General features: G+C 69.2%; 15 protein-coding genes. 11 read left to right on the top strand and 4 right to left on the bottom strand.

Features of this window, described 5'->3' with window-relative positions; genetic code table 11:
• Positions 1 to 193 precede the first annotated feature (193 nt).
• Both rpsO and eccD read right to left on the bottom strand, forming a co-directional pair.
• Positions 194 to 481, bottom strand: a complete 288-nt coding sequence (rpsO, locus tag OG331_RS15530; RefSeq protein WP_190076129.1) for a 30S ribosomal protein S15 — start codon at positions 479 to 481, stop codon at positions 194 to 196.
• 197 nt (positions 482 to 678) lie between these two features.
• Positions 679 to 2136, bottom strand: a complete 1458-nt coding sequence (eccD, locus tag OG331_RS15535) for a type VII secretion integral membrane protein EccD (protein ID WP_406196394.1) — start codon at positions 2134 to 2136, stop codon at positions 679 to 681.
• A 277-nt stretch (positions 2137 to 2413) separates the two neighbouring features.
• Between eccD and eccCa the strand changes: the two genes are divergently transcribed.
• The 6 genes from eccCa to OG331_RS15565 all read left to right on the top strand — a co-directional run bounded on the left by eccCa (position 2414) and on the right by OG331_RS15565 (position 11110).
• Positions 2414 to 6361 carry a type VII secretion protein EccCa gene (gene eccCa / locus OG331_RS15540; RefSeq protein WP_406196397.1) on the top strand — a complete coding sequence of 1316 codons (3948 nt, stop codon included), beginning with the start codon at positions 2414 to 2416 and terminating at the stop codon, positions 6359 to 6361.
• A gap of 154 nt (positions 6362 to 6515) precedes the next feature.
• Positions 6516 to 6902 (top strand): hypothetical protein, encoded by a 387-nt coding sequence (locus tag OG331_RS15545; protein WP_406196400.1) that lies wholly within the window; start codon positions 6516 to 6518, stop codon positions 6900 to 6902.
• An 84-nt stretch (positions 6903 to 6986) separates the two neighbouring features.
• Entirely contained in the window at positions 6987 to 7304 is a 318-nt protein-coding gene (locus tag OG331_RS15550) for a DUF397 domain-containing protein (protein WP_406196402.1), read from the top strand.
• A gap of 124 nt (positions 7305 to 7428) precedes the next feature.
• The gene (locus OG331_RS15555; protein WP_406196405.1) at positions 7429 to 9378 is read left to right on the top strand and encodes an ATP-binding protein; all 1950 of its coding nucleotides are present in this window, start codon (positions 7429 to 7431) and stop codon (positions 9376 to 9378) included.
• A gap of 34 nt (positions 9379 to 9412) precedes the next feature.
• Positions 9413 to 10744 carry an SUKH-4 family immunity protein gene (locus OG331_RS15560; RefSeq protein WP_406196408.1) on the top strand — a complete coding sequence of 444 codons (1332 nt, stop codon included), beginning with the start codon at positions 9413 to 9415 and terminating at the stop codon, positions 10742 to 10744.
• A gap of 60 nt (positions 10745 to 10804) precedes the next feature.
• Complete coding sequence (locus OG331_RS15565) at positions 10805 to 11110, top strand: hypothetical protein (protein ID WP_406196411.1); 306 nt, start codon at positions 10805 to 10807, stop codon at positions 11108 to 11110.
• 39 nt (positions 11111 to 11149) lie between these two features.
• On the opposite strand, the gene OG331_RS15570 is transcribed toward OG331_RS15565, so the two are convergent.
• Positions 11150 to 11578 carry a hypothetical protein gene (locus OG331_RS15570; RefSeq protein WP_406196414.1) on the bottom strand — a complete coding sequence of 143 codons (429 nt, stop codon included), beginning with the start codon at positions 11576 to 11578 and terminating at the stop codon, positions 11150 to 11152.
• Between the two features lie 117 nt (positions 11579 to 11695).
• On the opposite strand from OG331_RS15570, the gene OG331_RS15575 reads away from it, so the two are divergent.
• Positions 11696 to 12349 (top strand): hypothetical protein, encoded by a 654-nt coding sequence (locus OG331_RS15575; protein WP_406196417.1) that lies wholly within the window; start codon positions 11696 to 11698, stop codon positions 12347 to 12349.
• A 268-nt stretch (positions 12350 to 12617) separates the two neighbouring features.
• Complete coding sequence (locus OG331_RS15580; protein WP_406196420.1) at positions 12618 to 12977, top strand: hypothetical protein; 360 nt, start codon at positions 12618 to 12620, stop codon at positions 12975 to 12977.
• A gap of 82 nt (positions 12978 to 13059) precedes the next feature.
• Here OG331_RS15580 and OG331_RS15585 read toward each other — a convergent pair whose 3' ends face one another.
• Positions 13060 to 13455: a hypothetical protein gene (locus OG331_RS15585; RefSeq protein ID WP_406196423.1), complete on the bottom strand. Its 396-nt coding sequence runs from the start codon at positions 13453 to 13455 to the stop codon at positions 13060 to 13062.
• 39 nt (positions 13456 to 13494) lie between these two features.
• Here OG331_RS15585 and OG331_RS15590 point away from each other — a divergent pair, with 39 nt between their 5' ends.
• From OG331_RS15590 to OG331_RS15600, 3 genes are all read left to right on the top strand, one after another.
• Positions 13495 to 14148: a hypothetical protein gene (locus OG331_RS15590; RefSeq protein WP_406196426.1), complete on the top strand. Its 654-nt coding sequence runs from the start codon at positions 13495 to 13497 to the stop codon at positions 14146 to 14148.
• A gap of 193 nt (positions 14149 to 14341) precedes the next feature.
• The gene (locus OG331_RS15595; RefSeq protein WP_406210049.1) at positions 14342 to 20131 is read left to right on the top strand and encodes a toxin glutamine deamidase domain-containing protein; all 5790 of its coding nucleotides are present in this window, start codon (positions 14342 to 14344) and stop codon (positions 20129 to 20131) included.
• Positions 20128 to 22299: an SUKH-4 family immunity protein gene (locus OG331_RS15600; RefSeq protein ID WP_406196428.1), complete on the top strand. Its 2172-nt coding sequence runs from the start codon at positions 20128 to 20130 to the stop codon at positions 22297 to 22299. The genes OG331_RS15595 and OG331_RS15600 overlap by 4 nt, the downstream gene beginning before the upstream one ends.
• Positions 22300 to 22383: the final 84 nt, after the last annotated feature.

Consider the following 22383-nt stretch of genomic DNA (forward strand, 5'->3'; position numbering starts at 1 on the left):
CGGGCCGGTCTTCGATCGAAGCACCCGGGGTTCGCATTGCCCGGGGGCCACTACCGAGGACCGGCGGCGGCGAGGCGCACTTCTCCTCGTGGTATTGCGTTGTGCTACCACACTACAAAGGGGCGGTGACACTCCGCACGTACAGCAAAGGGAGCGGCCCCCTAAGAGTGGGAACCGCTCCCTTCACGGCGTCTTACTTGGCGCCCGCCGCACCGCGGCGGATGCCCAGGCGGTCGACCAGCGTACGGAAGCGCTGGATGTCCTTCTTCGCCAGGTACTGGAGAAGGCGGCGGCGCTGACCGACGAGGATCAGCAGGCCACGGCGGGAGTGGTGGTCGTGCTTGTGGGTCTTGAGGTGCTCGGTCAGGTCCGAGATGCGACGCGAGAGCATGGCGACCTGGACCTCGGGGGAGCCGGTGTCGCCCTCCTTGGTACCGAACTCGGCGATGATCTGCTTCTTCGTGGCGGTGTCGAGCGACACGTGTACTCCTCGTAGTCTCTGATTGCCACCGAGTGCCCCTGGTCCACTTCTCAGGGGAGCTTCCGTGACTCGGGAGGCGGGGATCCGCTGGGCGCGTCCCCCAGGTGGACCCGGAGGCGCGTACACAAACGGCCGTCACACAGCGTACCAGCACACGGGCACGCTCCTGACAGGCGGCCTCCCGGCCCCGCTGCCGGTCAGACGCCGCCGCGGACCTTGCCGTAGACGTCGAGGACGGCCAGGCAGATCGGGACCAGGGAGAGCAGCACCAGTGAGTCGGCGAGGTCCAGCATGCGGCCCCAGAAGGGGGAGAGCCCCTTCTGCGGAACGATCAGGGCGATCGCGATCAGCAGCAGCACACCCGCGCCGACGGAGGCGCCGAGCCACAGGGTGCGGACGTCGACCGGGCCGGAGTTGCCCTGGAGCAGCTCCATGATGACGTCGGCCGGCGGCGAGATCGCGAGGCCGAGGACCAACAGTCCGAGCGTGACGACACCGGCCACGAAGAGGCAGGTGACCTGGGCGGTGTAGCGGAACAGACGGGCCCGCAGCATCGCGGCGAGGCCGGCGCACAGGGCCAGCAGCTGGGCCCAGCCGCTGTCACTGAAGCCGAGCACCGCACCGCCGGCGCCGATGATGACCGCGGCGCAGCCGCCGACCAGGCCGAGCAGCAGTTCGTGGCCACGGCTGGTCTGGGCGACGATGCGCTGGACGTCCACGGCCTCGAGGTCGCCCTCGTGGCCCTCGCGACGGGACCGGGCGAGGTCCTCGGGGTTGCGGAAACCGATCGGCAGCTTGGCGAAGCGGGCCGACCAGCCGGGCAGGAAGCCGACGACTGCCAGGGCGACGACTGCTGTACCGGCGGCGATCTCCCGCGGCTGGGACTCTGTGAGCACGCCGCAGAACACGGCGAGCGTGCCGATCGCGGAGGCGAGCGCGGCGGCCACGAACGGGGCGTCGCCCTGCGGCAGCAGCATGATCAGTACGACGGAGAACAGCAGCACGGCGACGCAGCCGACGAGGAACTGGAGCCTTCCGGGGCCCTCACCCGCGTCCTGCGGAAGGACGCCGGAGCCCGCGATGAGCGCGTGCGGCAGCGCCGAGATACCGAGTGCGACGGCGGAACCGCGGTCCTCGTAGACCCGGGCCCGTACGCCGGCGAGAGCCGTCAGGGCGAGCGCGGTCACGCCGGCGAGGATGCCCTGCAGGCCGTGCATGTCGTGCCGGATCGGGTCCGCGAACCAGAAGACGAAGCCGAGCATGACCAGCAGCAGCGATCCGGCGACCAGACCGGCGAGGCGCATCAGGTTGTCGTTCCAGCTGCGCAGGTCCTGCTTGACCGCGGCGGCGATCGCGTCCACCACGTCGTCGTGCACGGCCGGCGGCAGCGAGTCGGCGAAGGTCCGCAGCAGCAGCACCTCACCGTCCCTGACCCGGTGCTCGAGCAATGAACGGCTCGCGTCGAGCACTTGACCCTCGCGGGTCACAAGGTGGTAACCAGATGGACTGGTATCGGACTGGACCAGGCCCGAGAGCCTGATGATCTCAGGAAAGAGGTCCTGGATCGGCAGGTCCTCCGGCAGCGCGACATCTACACGGCTGTCCGGCGCTGCGATGGTGATTCGGCAGAAACCTGTCGAAGTCCCCGTGCTCACCTGGTGTTCCCCCTGCTAGACAAGGCTTCCTCGCGCCGCTCGTACGACGCGGAGCGCCACCATATCCGTTGCGGTACCCGGGGAAGGACCTACCTCCCCCATTCCTCCCAGGACCTGCGCCGCATCTCCATCCGCCTCCCTCCCTCGGGCACGCGGCGCATCAGTAGGATCGCTGTCTACGCGAACGACGCCTACGCGAACGAGAACACGTCGCGGTACACGGGGGCGTCGGTGCCAGGACGTATCACGTATCAATCGCGAAGGATGAGTGCATTCGGTGAGCGTCGTCATCATCAAACGACCACCGCGGATAGTGCCCCCGGCCGTCCCGGAGGGCGAGGTCAAACTCGAGACGCCTCCTGAGATCCCTCGCGAGGGCGACGAGAGCATGCTGATGAACCTGCTGCCCATGATGGGCATGGTGGGTTCGGTCGGCTTCTTCTTCATGCCGGGTCTCCCCTCGTACATGAGGGTCGTCGGCGGGCTGATGCTCGCCTCGACGCTGGCCATGGCCATCGCCCAGTTCGCCAAGTCCCGTCAGCAGGGCGGCGGCGCGGGGATGGCTCAGGACCGGCGTGACTACTTCCGCTACCTGGAGCAGGTCCGCAAGGACGTACACAAGACCGCGGAGCTGCAGCGCCAGAGCCAGCTCTTCCAGCACCCCGACCCGGAGCAGCTGTGGGCGGTCGCGGCGGACGGCAAGCGGCTGTGGGAGCGGCGCCCGACGGACGCGGACTTCGCCTCCGTGCGGATCGGTCGCGGCATCCAGCAGCTGAACACCCCGCTCGTGGCGCCGGAGACGGCTCCCAAGGAGGAGCTGGAGCCGCTGACCGCGGCGGCCATGAAGGCCTTCCTCGACGCGCACGGCAGCCTGTCGGACCTGCCGGTCGCCATCTCGCTGCGTGCCTTCTACCACGTGACGGTCTGCGGTGAGACGGACACGGTCTACGGCAACGCCCGCGCGTCCCTGTCGCAGCTGGCGACGCTGCACTCGCCCGAGGACCTGATGATCGCCGTGGTGGCGCATCCCTCCGCGGCGGCCGACTGGGACTGGATCAAGTGGCTGCCGCACAGCCAGCACCCGAAGAGCAAGGACGGCGCGGGCTCGTCCCGGCTCCTCTTCGACGACCTCGGTGAGCTGGAGGAGGCGCTCGCGGACCAGCTGGACGACAGGCCCCGCTGGAACCGTGAGGCGACCCCGGTCTACGACCAGCCGCACCTGATCGTGGTGCTCGACGGCGGCACCGTCCCGCCGGACTCCGAACTCGCCAGCAGCGAGGGCCTCCAGGGCGTCACCTTCCTGGAGATCGCTCCCGGCGAGCTGGAGGAGGAGCTGCGCGCCGGTCTGACGGTCTATGTGAAGCCGGAGCGGATGCGGCTGTTCGTCGGCCACGAGTCCGCGTACACCGGCAAGCCCGACCTGCTCAACCCGGCGCAGGCCGAGTCCCTGTCGCGGCAGCTGGCCCCGTTCCGGGTCGGTTCCGCGGAAGAGGGCGAACCGCTGCTGTCCAACCTGGACTTCACGGACCTCATGGGCATCGGCGACGCGGGCACCGTCGACGTCTCCCGCACCTGGCGGCCCCGCACGCTGCACGAGCGGCTGCGTGTGCCGATCGGTGTCGGCGAGAACGGCGAGCCGGTCATGCTGGACCTCAAGGAGGCCTCGCAGGAGGGCATGGGCCCGCACGGCCTGTGCGTCGGAGCGACCGGCTCCGGCAAGTCCGAGGTGCTGCGTACGCTGGTGCTCGGTCTCGCGGTGACGCACTCCTCGGAGACGCTGAACTTCATCCTCGCGGACTTCAAGGGTGGCGCCACCTTCGCCGGTATGGCGGACATGCCGCACACCGCGGCCGTGATCACCAACCTCGCGGACGACCTCACCCTCGTCGACCGTATGCGCGACTCGATCATGGGTGAGACGCAGCGCCGCCAGGAACTGCTGCGCTCGGCGGGCAACTACGCCAACCTGCACGACTACGAGAAGGCCCGGGCTGCGGGCGCCGCGCTGGAGCCGATGGCCTCGCTGGTCATCGTGCTCGACGAGTTCTCCGAACTCCTGACGGCCAAGCCGGACTTCATCGACATGTTCATCCAGATCGGCCGCATCGGCCGTTCGCTGGGCGTGCACCTGCTGCTGGCCTCGCAGCGCCTGGAGGAGGGCAAGCTGCGCGGCCTGGACACCTACCTGTCGTACCGGATCGGTCTGCGGACCTTCTCCGCCGCCGAGTCCCGTACGGCGATCGGTGTTCCGGACGCCTACCACCTGCCGTCGATCCCCGGCTCCGGCTATCTGCGGTACGACACCGACACCATGGTCCGCTTCAAGGCGGCGTACGTGTCGGGGGCGTACCACGGTGAGGGCCCGTCCCGCGTGCACCGCTCGACGCAGCTGCGTCCCGCGCTGTTCTCGGCGGAGCACGTGGCGCTGCCCCCGCAGCCGGTGATCGAGGAGCCGGAGCCCGACAACCGGGTGGACGACGCGCTCGCCGACACCGTGCTGGACGTCCTCGTCAGCCGGATGATCAACCAGGGGCCGCCCGCCCACCAGGTGTGGCTGCCCCCGCTCGACGAGGCGCCCTCACTGGAGCAGCTGCTCCCGCAGCTCGCCGTCACCCAGGACCGCGGCCTCACCGCGCCCGACTACACGGCGCTCGGCCGCCTCAACGTGCCGGTCGGCCTGGTGGACAAGCCGTTCGAGCAGCGGCGTGACGTGCTGTACCGGGACTTCGCGGGCGGTGCCGGTCACGGTCTGTTCGTCGGCGGTCCGCAGTCCGGCAAGTCGACGCTGCTGCGCTCGCTCATCTCGTCGTTCGCCCTCACCCACACGCCGTCCGAAGTGCAGTTCTACTGCCTGGACTTCGGTGGTGGCGGTCTGATCTCGATGGAGGAGCTGGCGCATGTCGGCGGCGTCGCCAACCGTCTCGACGCCGAGAAGGTGCGCCGTACGGTCAGCGAGGTCGAGGGCATCCTCAACGCGCGTGAGGAGTACTTCCGCACCAACAACGTCGACTCGATCCAGACCTACCGTCAGCGCCGGAACTCGGGCCAGCTGCCGGACCAGATCTGGGGCGACGTCTTCCTCGTCATCGACGGCTGGGCCACCTTCAAGACCGACTACGAGATGCTCGAGGCGACCGTCACCGAGATCGCCACGCGTGGCCTCGGCTTCGGTGTGCACGTGATCCTGACGGCGAGCCGCTACACCGAGGTGCGGCCCGCGCTCAAGGACATGCTGCAGAACCGCATCGAGCTGCGGCTCGGTGACCCGACGGAGTCCGAGATCGACCGCAAGGTCGCGCAGAACGTCCCCGCCACCGTGCCGGGCCGCGGTCTGACCTCGGACAAGCTGCACTTCATGGCGGGCCTGCCCCGTGTCGACGGCTCCTCGGAGACGGAGGACCTGTCGGAGGCGACGTCGATCCTCGTGCGCGGCATCAACGACAACTGGCAGGGCCAGCAGGCCCCGTCCGTCCGTCTGCTGCCCACGATGATGCCGGCGGACGGGCTGCCCAAGGGCTTCGAGCACCCGGACCGCGGTGTCGCCATCGGCATCGACGAGTCGTCGCTGTCGCCGGTCTTCGTCGACTTCGAGACGGACCCGCTGTTCATCGTGTTCGGTGAGAGCGAGTCCGGTAAGTCCGCGCTGCTCCGAATGCTCGTCAAGCAGATCACCGAGCGCTACTCGCCGGACAAGGCGAAGATCGTCATGGGTGACTACCGGCGCGCCCACCTGGAAGGCGTGCCCGACTCGCACCTGTCGCGGTACTGCGCCTCGGCGCCGGCCCTGACGGAGACGCTGGAGGGCCTGGCCGGCTCGATGCACCGCCGTATGCCCGGCCCGGACGTCACACCCGAGCAGCTGCGCAACCGCAGTTGGTACAACAGCCCGGACGCGTTCGTCATCGTCGACGACTACGACCTGGTGGCGACCGGCGTGAACCCGCTGGCCCCGCTCCTGGAGTACCTGCCGTTCGCCCGTGACATCGGCCTGCGCGTCATCATCGCGCGCTCCTCGGGCGGTGCGAGCCGGTCGCTGTACGAGCCCGTGATGCAGCGGATGCGCGAACTCGGCGCCCAGGGCGTCGTGCTCTCCGGCGACCGTGCGGAGGGCGCACTGCTCGGCAACATCACCGCGACACAACTGCCGCCCGGGCGTGGGCACTTCCACACGCGCCGTCGGGGTGGGCAGCTGATTCAGACGGGGTGGGTGCCGAACCGGTTCTGAGGGACGGTCGGTCGATCGGGAGGGGCGGTACCCATGTGGGTGCCGCCCCTCTCCGTTGCCCACGTGAGGGCTGGGTCTCGGACGGGTGTCCCCGTTAGAGTGGCGTTGCGACAGAAAAGACGAGCCACGGGGGGCAGTTGTGTCGTCGGACTACATGGACTCCGACCCTGAGGTCCTCAAGACCGAGGGCTTTCACATGTTCGGCGTCGGCGTGGACTTCGCCAAGGCCGTCAAGTCCCTGCAGACCGGGCTGACCGCGCTCGAGAAGGGCGACACCCCGCCGTGGGGTGACGACGACATCGGCGAGAAGTTCGGCGTCGTCTACGAGGGCCTGCGCGACGGCATGTACGAGTCGATGGCCAGCCTGGCGGAGCGCATCGCCGGCATGGGCGTCGCCTTCACCAAGATGGGCGTGGCGCACGAGAAGAACGAGGCCGAGCAGGACGCCATCTGGCAGCGGACGATGTCCGAGTACGACGGTCAGGTGCAGGTGCCGACCGGTGTCGTGCACAGCAACCTGCGGCCCCGCCAGGACCTCTGATCCTCGACAGGCACGTGCGGGGCCTCCGACGCAAGTAGGCTGAGTCACGTACGTCGTTCGCACGTCAGGAAGAGGCCCAGCGGCATGACCGAGGCACGCAACAACGAGGTCGGGACTCAGTCCGAGGACGTCAAGGCGCGCAAGGAGCGGGAGCGGGACGAGCTGTACGCCCTCGACATCTCCGGGGCCGAGTGGCAGTGCGCGCCCGGTACCGAGGCGCACGAGGAGCGGGTCGAGATCGCGTACCTGCCGGCGGGCGCGGTGGCCATGCGCTCGTCCCTGGACCCCGGCACCGTGCTGCGGTACACCGAGGCGGAGTGGCGGGCGTTCGTGCTGGGGGCGCGGGACGGGGAGTTCGATCTGGAGGCCACGCCGCGTAATGGTGGGGTGGCGGCGGAGTAGGTCGGCTTCGGGGGGTACGCCGCCTGCGTTGGCGGTCGAGAACGGGCCCGACCGTGGGACCGGCCCGGCGCCTAAGATCAAGGTCCTACGAAAATGCGTCCGCGACGACGGAGGACGGGGACCCATGACCGGCACGACCGAGCACCACGCACCACACCCCCACATAGGCGGCCGGACCGCCGCGTTGCGCGCGCTCACCTCCTGGCGCGGTGCCGCGCCCGGCGCTCCGCGCGTGGTCCTGCTCACGGGCGGCTCCGGAAGCGGGCGTTCGCGGCTGCTCACCGGGTTCCTGATGCTGTGCGAGCCGGAGTACCGCAAGCGGCTGCCGCTCGACGACATGGACCCGTCGACGGTGCCGCCGGACCTGCCGGCCCCGGCCGTACCGGCCCCCGAGGGGTTGACCGCGGCCCAGGTCCTGTGGCTGCTCGCCGATCACTTCGAGCTGAACGCCACCAGTGTCGAGGGCGCGTACGCCGAACTGGCCGCACTCGACGAGCCGGTGACCGTCGTCGTACCGGACGTCGACCGTGCCGGTCCGGTGCGGACGGCGGGCGAACCCGCACGACTGGTACGGGAGGTGCTCTCCCCCCTGGCCGCCACGGAGACGGTCCGGCTGCTGGCCGAGGTGCCGCGTCCGCTGGCCGCCGAGCTGGCCGAGGGCCTGCCGTCCGGCACCGTGCAGATCATCGATCTCGACGAGCCGGAGTGGGCCGACCCCGAGGGCCTGCTGCGGCACGCACAGGCGGCGCTGAGCCCGGAGTTCGGAGCACCCGAGCTTCCGTTCACCGTGGATCCCGCCGCCCGTCTCGCCCTGGGAGCGGCCATCGGCCGCCGGGCCGGGACCAGTCCGCTGGTCGTCCAACTCGCCGTCAACTGCATCCTGATGGCTCCGGAGGGCTTCGACCCGGCCGACGAGAGGTTCCTGCCGACGTCTGTCGGTGAGGCCCTGGACCTGCACGCCAGGCGGCTCGGCACCGACTCGCGGACGCTGCGGCTCCTGCTGGCACCGCTGGCCCTGGCCGAGGCCGACGGTCTGCCGATCCAACTGTGGGCGCGGCTGGCGAGCGCGGTCGCCGGGCAGGACATGAGCCAGGCCATCGCGGGCGGGATGCTGCTCGCCGGGCCGTTCGTGCAGCCCGAGGAACAGGACGCGGACGCGGCGGACGACGAGCAGGTGGACGGGCGTACGTTGCTACGGCTGCTGCACCCGGCCATCAGCGACGAGATCCGCGCCGGCCTGCCGAACGTTGCCGCCGCCCAGAGCCAGATCGCGATGGCTCTGCTGGAGGCCGTGCCCGAGCAGGACTGGGGGAAGGCCGACCCCTACGTACGCGACAACATCGCGGGCCACACGCTGGAAGCGGGTCTCCTGCCTCAGCTCCTCACCGACCCGGGGCTGTTCGTCCACGCCGATCCGGTGCCGCTGCGCGCCGCCATCGAGGCGGTACCGACCGAGGAGCTGGGCGCCCCCGCCCGCACGTACCTGCGTACGGCACCCCTTCTGACCCGCACCGAGGCGCCCGCCATGCTGCGCGCAGCCCTGCTGGAGACCGCGTTCGTCGAGGACGGCCTGCCCGAGTACGCCGAGGCGATACACCAGCGGCTCGGGCTGGAACTGCCGTGGCAGACGCTGTGGAGCCTGTCTCTGCCCGGCGTCAGCGCCGTGACCGTAGGCAGCCTGCCTCGCCCTGACGGATCTGCCGCCCCGGTCGCCGTACTGGTCGTACCCGCGGGGACACCTGGAGCGCGGCCGGTCGGTGCGCCCGGCGATGAGTCCGGTTCCGCGGTGCTGGTCCATGACCTCGTACGGTCTGATCACCTCGGTGACGCCGATCCCGAGCAGATTCTTCGCCCGTCGGAGGATGATCGTGCCGCTACCCCGCTGGGCCTGAGCCGCGGCACCGACTACCTGCGGGTCTGGGACCGGGCGGATCGTTCCGTCGTGGCCGCGCTGATCGCCGACACGCCCTTCACCGCAGCCGACCTGTCGCCCGACGGCATCCTGGTCCTCGCCACCGGGCACGGGGCGAAGGCCCTCCGTATTCGCGCGGCGGGCGCGGGGATAGCCTCGTAGGCAGCCACAACCGATGACTTCGAAGGAGCCTCCCGTGACCAGCCAGGAGCAGGCGCTCGCCATCGCCGACCGTTGGCTCAACCCGGAAGGCCCCGCGGAGCCGCGCCGCGAGGTCCGGACGCAGGAGTTCGACCTTGGCTGGGTCGTGTGGGCGGCGCCTGCGGAGCCCGAGCGTGACCCGGAGACCGGGGAGCGGCGGCCGCCAGCCGACATCGGCAACGCGTGCGGGGTCGTGGACCGTCGTACCGGCGAACTGACGATCTGGCCGTCGGTGCCGGTCGACGAGGTTGTGCAGATGTACCGGCAGAAGCACGGAGCGGCGGGACAGGGCGCGGGCGCGTCCGGGGACGGTGCCCGTCCGGTGACCGGTCCCGGAAACACCGCTGTCTTCACGTACACCGACCCGGCGAACGGCGAGGAGACCACACTCTTCCGCACCTCCGCCCCGGGCCTGCCCCCCGCGGAGTACCAGGCGTGGGGCGAGCTGCGGCGGATGAACGTACCCGCCGAGAACGTCGTGGCCATCCATACCGATTTGCGTCCCAGCCTGCTCCCGGGCGGCTACACGGCCGAGCTCCTCAACACCTTCCGCAACGCCCAGCTCTCCTGCTCACAGAGCTACGGGGCTCGCACCGAGGCACGTGCGGAGGGCATCGCGGCGTTGGTCGAGCAGGTCGAGACGATGCATCGGATCGCCGGCCAGCAGCCGCCGCCCCGTCCGCACCGCCTGCCGGTTCCCGCGCAGGTGACGCCCGCGGAGCCGATGCGTGACGTGGCTCTGGGCCGCCATCTCGTGGAGGTCTTCGGCGAGGACGGCGTCCGTCGCTTCGACGCCGACGACGTCACCGCCAGCGCGCTTCCCGAGGCTGCCGGGGCGACGCTGACCTGGGCCGGGCTGCCCGCCGACCTGCCGCTGTTCTTCACCGCCGACCGGTCCGACGCCCCTCCGGCCGGCGGCCTGTTCACCGACGTCGCCACGAATCTGCGCGAGCGGCGCAGCCCGGCCGGCGAGGAGAAGATCGGCGCCCTGGCGCACCTGGTCCGGATCGGCTTCGACGGTGTCGCGGTCATCGCCGTGCAGGTCCTGCCGGGCTCGGGGCAGCCGGACGGCCTCGGCGCGCTCTGGGCGGTGGACCCGGTCACCGCCGCGGCTCGCTACGTCAACGTCTCGGTTGCCGCCTTCGCGCGCTCCCTGGCGCTGCTCACCGACGCACGGCAGCGGCTGCAGGGTCTGGACCCGGTCGCGGCCGGCGCGGAAGTGGCGGCGCTGCAGGAGCAGTTGGCGGCGGTGGACGCGTCCGCGCTGGGCAACGCGGACACCTGGTGGTCGCTGATCGTCGAGCAGATGTGGCACGGGCTGTTCTGACCGGCCCGGTCCTCTTGGCAGATCCCCACCGCGGCAAACGAGACAACAAGGAGAGCGACCGTGACTTCGGACCACCCGGCAGCGCCCACCACCTCCGACCAGGCCCTCGCCATCGTGCGCGGCCGCTATGCGCAGCCCAAGCTGCCGGATGGCAGTCCCGCCGAGCTGCGCGTCGAGGAGTTCGACATCGGCTACCTGGTGTACGCGGTGTTCCCGCCCGTCACGGACGCCGCCGGGCGGCCTCAGCCGGCTCCGCCCGGCGGCAGCAAGATCGTGGTCTCCAAGGAGACCGGTGAGACCGTCACCGTGCCCAACTATCCGACTGAGGCGGCCATCGCGCTGTACCGGAAGCAGCGCCAGGCATGACACGTACGGCCCGGGCGTGAACGTACGTCTCGGGCGTGATCAGTACAGCGAGAACCCGCCGCTGTGCCGCCCCTGGTTCTTCTTCCCGGACTGGGAATCCTCGCCCTGCGCCCGCTTCGGCTCCGACGGCCCGGCGGCGGGGTCACCGCCGGTGAGCGGCTCGCCGTGCCTGATCTGGTCGCGCTCGTCCTCCGAGAGCGACTCCCACTGACCGCGCAGGGAGGCCATGCCTCCGCCCAGGGCTCGTGACACCGCGGGGTCGTCCATGGCGTCGCGCAGGGCGAGGCGGCCGGAGAGTAGCTTCTTGGCCGCCTCCTGCAGGTCCTTGCCGCCGGCGTCAGTCTCGGACAGCTTGCGCAGGGCGGAGTTCAGGGAACGGATCTGTTCGGGTTCGAGTGCCTCGTCGAGCACGCCGCGCTCCTGCGAAGAGCCCTGCGGGTCGGGTGAGTTCTCGGGTTGCCTCGTCATGTCGCTGCCTCTCGTCGCCTCTCGACACCTGAAGTATCTCCCGTCACACAGGGATGCCATGCTGGGGCCCCCATCGGCCGTAGAGAAGAAGGACCGCATCGGAAGGACCGCATTGTCATGGCTCGGACGCAAGGCACAGGAAGCGGCACCGGCGTCGACCGTTCCCTCGCCGGCCTCGTCGGCAGAGCCTTCGGGCGCCTCGGGCGCGCGGGCGGCCTGGTGTTTCTGATCGCGGGTCTCGGCCTGAGCGGATTCGGTGCGTACGAGGGGGCGTACGCGGCCGGTTGGGCGGGCACCCAGGGCACCCTCACGGTGCAGCAATGCGAGGCGAGCTACCCGAACAACGCCTCCCGCAGCAGCCGTAAGAACCGCCGTCCCGTCCGCTGCGAGGGCACGTTCGTCGCCGAGGGCGGCAGGAGCACGGACACCAACGCGGCGGTGCAGGTCAGGCAACGGTACGCGCAGGGCACCAAGTTGTCCGTGCAGCAGACGGAGCCGCCGGTTTCGGATGGCGGGACGGGTGCCGACTACGTCCAGGCCGGGATGGACCGGGCTTGGCGCTGGTTCGCCGCGTCCTTCGGCGGCTGGGTGTTCACCGGGCTCGGGGTGTTCTGCCTCGCCACCGGGTTCGCTCCGTTCGGGGCGAGCCGTATCTCGTTCGACGCCGCTTGGGAGGCGGCGGGGCGGGGAGTGACGCGGTCGGCCGTGCTCGGGATGATCGGAGTGGGGCTCGTCGGCACCGGGGTGACTTTCCTGATCAGTTACTTCTGACCCGGTGGCGGCCGGGCCGACGCCGGGGGATAGCCTGCGCCCGGTCAACTTCATGTTGATCTTCACCAGTTCATTCAACGTTCAGTCAACTACGGGGTATCCGGGCATGTCGACGCCTCCACCGCAGTATCCGAATCAGCCGTACGGCCAGCCGCAACAGCCGTACGGACAACCGCAGCAGCCATACGGTCAGCCTCAGCAGCCGTACGGCTATCCGCCGCAGCAGCCGCAGCCGCCGCGCGGGCCTCAGCGCCCGCAGCCGGGAGGTGTGCTGCGGATGGTAAAGGCTGCCGTCGTCGTCATAGCGATCTTCGGTGGGCTGGGCTACTACGTCTGGGACTACAACACCAGCCCCACCGGCGGCAAGGCGAAGGCGGAGGCTTCGGCATCCGCGGCCGCCGAGGAGGACAAGACGCACGACCCCGAGATCGGCGACTGCGTGAAGGTCGCGGACCCTCAGGGCGAACCGCTGCCGACAGTCGTCGACTGTGGCTCGCCCGAGGCCGAGTACAAGACGGGGGCCCTGCTCCCCGGACAGGACCAGGAGTGCTCGGCGAAGTACGACTACGGCATCCAGTACCGCAACAGCCGGGGCTTCGACTACACGTTGTGTTTCACCAAGGTCTGATGGTGATTCACCGAGGTCCGATCCGACTGGTCCGTACGGCCTGAGTCGGCCCCGCAGCTCGCTGACCGGCATGTCCAGCGAGTCAGGGCATCGCGTCCGCCAGCGACGCGCCCGCCGCCGCCAGAATGATCGCCATCATGGCCAGGCGGGTGCGGGCGCGCCGTGCCAACTCCACACTGAGGCCGGCGGAAGCGAGGCTCACGGCGTACACCACGGTCCCCACACCCGCCTGTGTACCGCTGTTGAGGCGTCCCAGGATCACGAAGAGACAGACCAGCGCCACCAGCGCCCCGGCGGCCATGAGCCCACCGCGAGCGCTCCGCGCCTGTTGCGACCGCTGGCTCGCGACCCCCGGATCCGCCTGCCTCTGGAAGCTCGCCGGAAACTCGTCCACCCCGGGCGGGACCGGATCGCCCTCGTCGCCTCGCAGCTGCGTCTGTACCTGTTCCCCGCCGAGTTCCCGGCCGTGCGTCGTCATGGGGAGGCAGCGTAGGTCAATTCGCTAAGCTCACGCACCATGTTGCCTTCGCACACGCCCTCCCCCGCGCCCGACGCCATGGTCGTACGGACCGGCCGTCGCGGCGCCATGACCGGCCTCCCGTGCTCCGTCCTGCTCATCGCGATGGGCGCGGTCGGCGTCGTCGGCGCGGTCGTGGTTGCTACCGGGAACCAGAAGGGGGAGTCCAACCCGGCGGGTTACGTGGGCCTCGTGTTCATGCTGCTGCTCGGTGCGCTCGGCGTATTCCTGTTCATCGCCAACTGGGCGAACCGTCGCAGCCGGATCCTCGTCGACGCCACAGGCCTGTGGGTCGAGAACGGAAAGCTCCGCAACGTCATCCCCTGGCAGGGCCTCGCCGGAGTCGGCCTGTACTGGAGCAGGTTCGGCCGAAGCCAGAAGGTCTACTCCCTCGAGCTGTTCCCCACCGGCCCGATCGACCGGGACGACCCCGTCCTGTGGACCCTCGTCCGCGACGAGGAGCCTTTGCACCCCGACCTGCCCCGCCTGCGCCACCGCCTCCCCTTCCCCGCTCCCTGCCGACAGGAACTCGTCTCGGCGGTCCAGCGGTACGTCCCGCACATCTGGCTCGGCGAGTCCGAACGCGCCGAGGGCCACGTCGGCCGACCGGACGTCAAGGGACACCGACAGCGCACCCAGGGCCGTACGCAATGAACCGTCAGCCGCCCTGCCGCTCGCTTCCGGCAACAGCGGCGACCTGAAACGGACTTGTGACAGCAACCCCCTGAAGTTGCCGGCCGGTGAGTCCGTAAACTTTGCGGACGGCTGTACTCCTGTGTGATTTTCCCTCACGGGTGAGGGAGTTGTACGGCCGTGTTGTCTGACGGGGGTGCTTACTGCTGTGTCGATGATGCTGCCGGACGAACTCGAGTGGGTTCTCCAGATGCTGGGCTACAACTGGCCTACGGCAGACGAGGACAAGCTCAGAGACTCAGCCGCTCTGTGGCGCAAGTTCGGTGAGGACGTCACCGACCTGCACACCAAGGCGAACACCAGCGCCCGCACGGTGACCGCCAACAACGCCGGCGAGTCCATCGACAAGTTCACGAAGACGTACGAGAAGTTCGACGGCGGGGGCGGCGACGGCTACCTCCGGAACGCCGGCGAGGCCGCCTTCCTCATCGCGAACGTGATGGAGACCTGCGCCTACCTCGTCGAGTTCGCCAAGTGGGCGGTGATCGCCCAGCTGATCGCCCTTGCCATCCAGATCATCGCCGCACAGGTCGCCACTCCCTTCACCTTCGGTCTGTCCCAGGTCGCTGCGCTGGGCGCCACCCAGGCGGCCCGCCTCCTCGTGCGCCGTATCCTCGACGAGCTCAAAAAGGCGCTGCTCGAGGCTCTCATCGAGACCATGAAAGAGCCGGCGATCTCTGCGATCGAGGCGATCATCACCGACCTCATCCGCCAGACGGTGAACGTCGGCTTCGGCGCCCAGGAGGGCTACGACGTCGGCGCCACCCTCAAGGCCGGCGGCACTGCGGGCCTCGACGCCCTGAAGCAGAGCCCGCAGACGTTCGCCGAGGGCGTGCGCGACAGCATGGGCAAGAAGGCGGGCGATCGCTTCCACCACGCGATCGACAGCCGTATCGACGGGTACAACGGGCCGTCCGGGACGCCGGGCAGCAACAGCGGTGCCGGTGCCGACGGGAGTGGTGACGGCAGCAGCGGGAACGGGGCCGGCAGCAGCGGGAACGGGGACTCCGGCTCGGGGAGCTCCAACTCCAACTCCAACTCTTCGTCGGATTCCGGCTCGTCGGACTCCTCGACGTCGTCGCGTTCGAGCAACGGCAACGGGCCGGGTACGAACATAGGCAGCGGGATATCGGCCGACACCGGCGGCAACGACATCGGCGGACCGAATGTGGGGCCGGGCCCCGACTCCGGCTCGGGATCCGATTCCAACTCCGGCCCCGGGCAGAATCCGTCCTCCTCGGACACGCCGTACTCGCGGCCGACGGTGTCTCCGTCCGGGTCGTCCCTGTCGGACTTCGACGACCCCTCGCCCAGCGGGGCGTCGTCCAACTCCCCCGGCTCCAACGGTTCGTCCGGCACGCCGAGCACGTCCGGGCCTTCCCACTCCGGCGGCGGTTCCGGCGTATCCGGCCTGTCGTCGCCGAGCCCGCAGTCCACGCCCTCGTCCGGTTCCCCTTCGTCCAGCGGTGCGTCCTCCTCGCCGGGGAGCGGCTCGATCGGCACCCAGATCGACGGCCTGGCCGCCACCGCTCCCACCCAGTCCAACGCCGCACCGGCGCCGGCAGCCGACTCGTCTCCCTCCAGTTCCGGCAGCCGTTCGGACGGCGGCTCGGCCATGCCGACGTCGCCCACGGCGCCTTCCACCGGGGGTGCGTCTCCGGGTGGGCACCACAGCCCGGGCGCCTCCGGCGGCACCAGCACGCCGTCCGCCACAAGCCCGAACGCCAACTCCGCCCCGGCGAGGACTCCCTCCGCCGGCACACCTGGCACACCTTCCGCCACGGGGACGGGGCCTGCCTCCACTCCGAGCGCCACGCCTTCCACGGCGCCTCGGAGTACGCCTGCTGCGACGCCGGGCGGTACGCCTGCCGCAACGCCGGGGAGTGCGTCTGCCGCAACGCCGGGCAGTACGTCTACCGCAACGCCGGGGAGTGCGTCTGCCGCAACGCCGGGGAGTAGGCCTGCCTCAACGCCGGACGGACGTGTTCCGGGCGCGGGTGACGGGCGTACGCCGGGTACCCAGGGCACGCCGGATGGTCGAATACCGGCCCAGCGCCCCGGGAGTACGACCTCGGGCGAGGGCAGCACGCCGCGGAACACTCCCGGTACGACGCCGGGCGACCGTACTCCACCGCGCAGCGGCCCCGGGAACACCTCTCCGGGCGACGGCAGCACACCTCGCAGCAACTCCGGGAACACGACCCCGGGCGAGGGCAGCACGCCGCGGAACACTCCCGGTACGACGCCGGGCGACCGTACTCCACCGCGCGGCGGCCCCGGGAACACCTCTCCGGGCGACGGCAGCACACCTCGCAGCAACTCCGGGAACACGACTCCGGGCGACGGCAACACGTCCCGCAACAACCCCACGAACACGACTCCGGGCGACCGCACTCCTCCCCGCAACAACCCCGCGAACACCAACCCGAGCGACGGCAGCACACCTCGCAGCAACGCCGACTCGAACAGCGGCACCCGTACCCAAACTCCGGGCCACAACCCGAGCACGACGACGCCGAACCAGAACCCGGCCCAGTCGACGCCCCCCAGGGCCGCATCGCCGTCCACCGGCACGCCCACGACGACGCCGTCCACGTCAACCGGCGGCGGGCCCGAGCGCTCGTCGACGCCGAGCAGCAGTACGCCGCACACCTCCACACCGAGCAGCGGCAGTCCGGGTTCCTCGACGCCGAGCAACAGCAACCCGAACTCCTCGACGCAGCCGGGCCACGCCACTCCTGGCACGCCCGGCACTCAGAACCAGCCGGGTACCGGTTCGCCCGCCACGCCCTCCAGGCCGCCTCACCAGCCGGCGGGGAACACGCCGAACACCCCCAGCACTCCGCAGCAGCCTGCCGCGCAACCGCACAAGTCGGAGAACACACCTCCCGACTCGCAGCAGCAAAAGCAGAACGATCAGGACGTGACAGCGGTCCCGATCCACACCGTCGTCACTACGCCGCCCGCCTCCGACTCACCGTCGCACGCGGACTCCGCCACACCCCAGCCCCCGGGCTCGCCCCAGGCCAACCCCGGCGACTCCCAGAACCAACACCCGCAGCAGGACAGCCTGGACGACATCCGAGCCGACCTGGACCACCACCCGGGTGGCCTGTCTCAGCCCGATCCCGCCGATCAGCAGGCCCTGGCCGACGCGGTCCCGCACAGCGAGGACGGCACCCCGGAACGCTTCCCCGACCCCTTCGGCCCCTGGACTCAGCTCCAGAACGACGGCGGCAACACGGTCCCGGGTCGCAGCAACAACTGCGCTGACTGCTCACGCTCGTTCCTGGAGACCTGGTACGGAAACCCCCAGGTCTCGGCGCCGCGAACCGTCGACCTCGACGAGAACGGCAACCACAACCCGTTCACGCCCGAGGACAACGCGAACGACAACCAGATCCGCTGGACCGGCGCCGCCCACACCTACGCGGGCGCCGGCGGTGACCCCAACACCGCCAACAACATCGCCTCCACCCTCCAGCAGGCCGGACCCGGCTCAGCGGCCATCGTCCAGGTCGACTGGCCGGGCGGCGGCGGCCACGCATTCAACGTCGTCAACCACGACGGCAACATCGTCTGGATCGACACTCAGAGCGGTGAGGTCAGCGACCAGCCCCTCCACATCGACCAGGCGGAGCACGTCTGGCACATCCCGCTGGACGCCGACCGGAACCCGATCGACACCAGCCAGCCGGGCGCGACGGACTCCGACCAGGGAACCGACACCTCTCAGGAGGGGACGGACAACTCCGACCAGAGCCCCGAGAACGCGCAGCCCAGCCCTGAGACGACTCAGCAGGACGCGCAGACCTCCCAGGACGGGACCAACTCCGCCCAGCAAGAGACACACGACTCCCCCGAGGGAAACCAGGACCACCAGACCACCGAGTCGGACTCCACCGCCGAGACGACGGACGGCACCCCGTCCGACAACGCGGACCCAAGCCCGTCCGAGAACCCGGACACCCACCAGTCCGACACCGCAGACCCCACCCACTCCAAGGACGAGGACCCCACCCAGACCGAGAACCCGGACTCCGGCCCATCCGAGAAGTCGGATCCCGGCACCTCGGAAAGCCCCGACCCCACGACCACCCAGAACCCCGACGACAGTTCTCCCCAGGACCCGTCACGACCGGACCCGCTCCCGGCCACGGCAACCCGTGACACCACCCCACCCGGTGGCGTCACGCACCCCACCCCCGCCGAGCAGGACGCGCTGGAGAACTCGGTCCCCCGGGACGAGAACGGCGACCCCAGCCGGCCCCCGAACCCGACGGACGGCCCTTGGGTCCAGCACATCAACGGCGACGGCGCCGACAGCCCCGGCCGCAACAACAACTGCGTAGATGTAGCCCTGTCCACGGTCGACACCTACGCCGGCAACCCCACGGCCGCCGCTGCCCGCACCCCTGACCCAAACCCCGACGGCACCCCGTCGGACCGCGGTGAGAAGGCCGGCCGGGACCGCATCGAGAACACCCTCGGCGCCCGCTTCACCGACCTCGGCAACGGCCGCGACGCCTTCAACCGCCTGGAGAACACCCTCCGCAACAGCGGCCACGGCTCCCAGGCCGTCATCATCACCCAGGACGCCAACGGCCGCCCCCACGCCTGGAACGCCGTCAACCACAACGGCCGCGTCACCTACGTCGACGCCCAAACAGGGCGCACGAGCCCGAACCCCCTGCACAACGGGAGCAAGGGCGTCTTCGCGATCCCGCTGGACGCCAATCGCCAGCCCGTCACGCCGAGTAATCCCTCTCGCAGCGACAGCAGTGGACCCCCGCCAACCGGCTCTGACACGTCGACAGAGACACCCCGGCGTCCGGCCGCGGACCCGGCCGGACCGTCCCCGGCTCTCACTCCGCACGAGGACGACGGACATCCGCGCCTTGAACGTGAGTCCCCCACGACAGCGCGCAGCACTCTCCCACCGGATGACGCACAGGCGCGAGTGCGTGAAACCAACCCCGTCTTCCGACTGCAGCACGGCGCAGTCGACCAACAGTTGCGGCAGTGGGCCGACAACGGACAACTTGCACAAGTCCTACGGGTCGCCGCTGGAGAGACCACCGACTCCCATGCAGCCGCTCACCGACCCAGGGTTTTCACGGCGGACGGCTTGAACACGGCCCTGCCCGGCTTCTCGTCGCTGAACCGCGGGGAACAGATGTTGGTCATATCCACCCTGGCACGACTTAGCCACTCGGCCCACGAACAGTACGGCGTGAACAGCAGCCCGGTGAGCAATGGCAAAGAATCTGAAGGGCTGGCGAAGCACAAGGAAATCGGCGCTCGCGCCAAGGCCGTGATGAAAAGGCTCAAGCTCGATCATCCACCAGAGCATATTCCCGACTTCAGCCAACGCAACTACGCCGTGGTGGAAATAGAAGGCCCCCACGGAACCGAATACGTGGTCGACTCTTCATACCCTCCCAAATCAGGAGCCGCAGGCAAGCACTCAGAAAGTCACCTCGCCGACTGGATCGACGATGTGAAGAAAGCACATGGCCCGCAGTACAAGATCACAGCCTTGTACACTGAACGCGAGCCGTGCGGCGACAAGAAGGGCGGACTCAGGAGCGGAAACTGTTCAAATCTGCTCGGCCAACGCCTTGCCGGAGTACCTGTCTACTACAGCACCACCTACCGGGCGGACCAGCCCGTCGACACCCTGCGAGCCAACCACAGGGAGCAACTCCAAGCGGCACGACGTAACGAACTCGGGCTGGATCAGAAAGACGCACTGAGTGAGCAAGAAAAACGGGCAATCCAGTCCAAAGTCAACAGGAAGTTCCCTAAAACAGATCCCGAGAAGGAACGCGACCAGGAAATAAGGGCACGAGTTCAAAACGCAGAAAAGCTCTGGGCAACCGTCGCCAAGCAGATAAATAATCAAAATGCATCTGCAGCCGCAAGTGAAGGTCAGTCATCATGAATCAGATGCCTCTCCCTGAGCCGGTCTCTCGTGAGCAGGCCTTCGCTGACCTGCTCTCCTGGTGGGACACCGGAACGCAGAGGGTGGCGGAGCTTGTCGGTCCGGCCGGTTCCGGACGGACGGAAGTCTTGCTGCGGATTCGGGAAGCCGTGCCCGGATCGCTCCTCGTGGATGCCGCGGGGCTCACCGCCGAGGAACTCGTGGTGCAGGTGATGGCGGCTGCGGGTGTGGGGATGCCCGCGGAACGCCGAGCCGACTGGGGCCTTGCCCTGGAGGAGTCCAGTGCGAGTGGCGGTCTGCTCATTGTCAGTAACGCCCAGAGGGCGGGGAGAACCCGCCGATCCGCCCAGGTCGAGAGGATCGTGAAGCACCTGGCAAGCGACATTGCCGTCGGGGGCGGGATGAAGGTCCTCATCGAACGGGATCCGGACGACGTGGAGTGGACCTACAACTCGATCATCGTCCTCGAACACGCTACGCCTCAAGTCGTGGACACGACTGATATCGCCCTTCACTCCCTTGCATTGGCAGAAACCCGTCGCACCCCCGTTGCGGTGTGGGGTGAACTCCATCGAATCCTCGCCTCATTGCAGGGGCGCACGGCTGGACCAGCCTCACTGTTGGAGACCTCAGGCGACGCGGTCGTCGTCGACGACGGCATGGTGTCCTTCCGCGACGAGCGCGTCGCGGAAGCCTTTCGCCGGAGCACCGAGGCCGAGACTCTGCGTGTGGTGAGCAGTCGGCTCGTGGAATGGCTGCGGAACTGGTTGACGGATCGCGTGGGCAGAGCCACGGACACGGTCGAGTCGGTCGCGAAGTTCGTAGCGCATGGTCTGGCCATGCACGCGGTGCAAGCCGGCGTGTTCAGCGAGATTCAGAGGGACGGCGCGCTCGCGGCACACCTCGACCAGATGGCTCTCATCGACGCAGCCATGTGCACCGATTCGAATCATTGGATCGACGAGAACTGTCCGGCCGGCGATGCCGCCAATCTCTGGATGTGCGGCGTCGATTCCCTGCCGCAGGGGGAATGGGCCTCGTGGTTGCACCTGGTGTGCACAGCCCGGGGTGACATGGAAACAGCCGATGCCATTGAACGTTCGGGGCAGGAAATGCCCTGGCGGGTCCGATGGACGCACTGGCGCCCGCCCGGCGGGACGCGGGCGTCGTTCGTCCGGCCCGGGCCCCTGGAGTCGCTGCGTCTTGCCCCCGGGGACGCCTGGCAGTGCGAGAACGTGGTGATCGCGCAGGGCCTGTGGGACCGAAGGTATCGGGTATGGGACGCAGAGACAGGCCGGCCCGTCGCCGGGCCCTGGCCCAGCGAAGTACCCGCAGACGGAGAGCGGGAGCCGCTGTGGCTTCCGGACCAGGAGCGTGGTGTCACTCCGTCCTGGACCGAGATGGCGGAGTACAACGACGTGGAACCCCCGTTCATCTCGGGGCAGATCACCGTCGGCGAGGACGTGGTGGTCGCCGGCCTGGGCGGGTTGTTCGCGGTCCGTCCCAGCGCCCCGTCAACCTTCGAGGGGCTCAGCAAGGTTCACGGCGAGCCCATGTTTCTCGACACCAGCCCTGTCTGCGCTGTGGAAAGTCTGAGGCGGGTGACACCCGATCCATTTGATCCAGAGCTCTTCGAGCCAGGTGTCGTGCGACGTCTCCCGGCCGAACAACTGCCCGACGGCATGGAGGACGCCGACGCCCGCCGCGTCCTCACCGAGGTCGGACTGCCCGCCTTCGACGGGGCCGAGTTCAGACTCGTAGCACTGGACGAGCAGGGTCTGCCCGAAGTCGCTCACGACCTCCCCGCAGAAGCACTTCCGGGGGCCTACTACGAGATCGGTATGTGGATGGGCGGCCACCTCTGCCTCCACGGAGACACAGGCCGGGTGTTCTGGCTCTCCGAGGACTACGAATTTCCAGCCGCTGAATACGACGAGGATGACTACGAGGACGAGGCGGAGGTTGAGCCCGGACTCGTTGCAAGCAGCCTTACCACCTTCATCGATCTGCTCCAGGTCTATCTCGTGAGCAGGTGCATGCTCGCCAGCGCGGCCAGCCGACTTGAACGAGAAGCTGTCCGGGAGTACTTGGAGATCGCCTTGTCCGGCATCGATGAGGCAGGTGCGGCTGGTGGCCTCTGGACAAGCAGCCTCCACGACTTCGATTGACCGCAGCTCACCGAAGCTGCACGTGCCGAAGGCGATCAGGTCCGGCAAAACGCTCCGCGGCGAACGCTGCGGCGCCTTCCCCGC

Origin of the sequence: Streptomyces sp. NBC_01017 (assembly GCF_045162795.1) — a bacterium.
Taxonomy (GTDB): domain Bacteria; phylum Actinomycetota; class Actinomycetes; order Streptomycetales; family Streptomycetaceae; genus Streptomyces; species Streptomyces machairae.

Coding starts and splice junctions, on each gene's coding strand:
- OG331_RS15590 (WP_406196426.1), top strand. CDS start 13,495: ATGTTGCCTTCGCACACGCCCTCCCCCGCGCCCGACGCCATGGTCGTA.
- OG331_RS15555 (WP_406196405.1), top strand. CDS start 7,429: ATGACCGGCACGACCGAGCACCACGCACCACACCCCCACATAGGCGGC.
- OG331_RS15600 (WP_406196428.1), top strand. CDS start 20,128: ATGAATCAGATGCCTCTCCCTGAGCCGGTCTCTCGTGAGCAGGCCTTC.
- OG331_RS15585 (WP_406196423.1), bottom strand. CDS start 13,455: ATGACGACGCACGGCCGGGAACTCGGCGGGGAACAGGTACAGACGCAG.
- OG331_RS15570 (WP_406196414.1), bottom strand. CDS start 11,578: ATGACGAGGCAACCCGAGAACTCACCCGACCCGCAGGGCTCTTCGCAG.
- OG331_RS15545 (WP_406196400.1), top strand. CDS start 6,516: ATGGACTCCGACCCTGAGGTCCTCAAGACCGAGGGCTTTCACATGTTC.
- OG331_RS15550 (WP_406196402.1), top strand. CDS start 6,987: ATGACCGAGGCACGCAACAACGAGGTCGGGACTCAGTCCGAGGACGTC.
- OG331_RS15595 (WP_406210049.1), top strand. CDS start 14,342: ATGATGCTGCCGGACGAACTCGAGTGGGTTCTCCAGATGCTGGGCTAC.
- OG331_RS15575 (WP_406196417.1), top strand. CDS start 11,696: ATGGCTCGGACGCAAGGCACAGGAAGCGGCACCGGCGTCGACCGTTCC.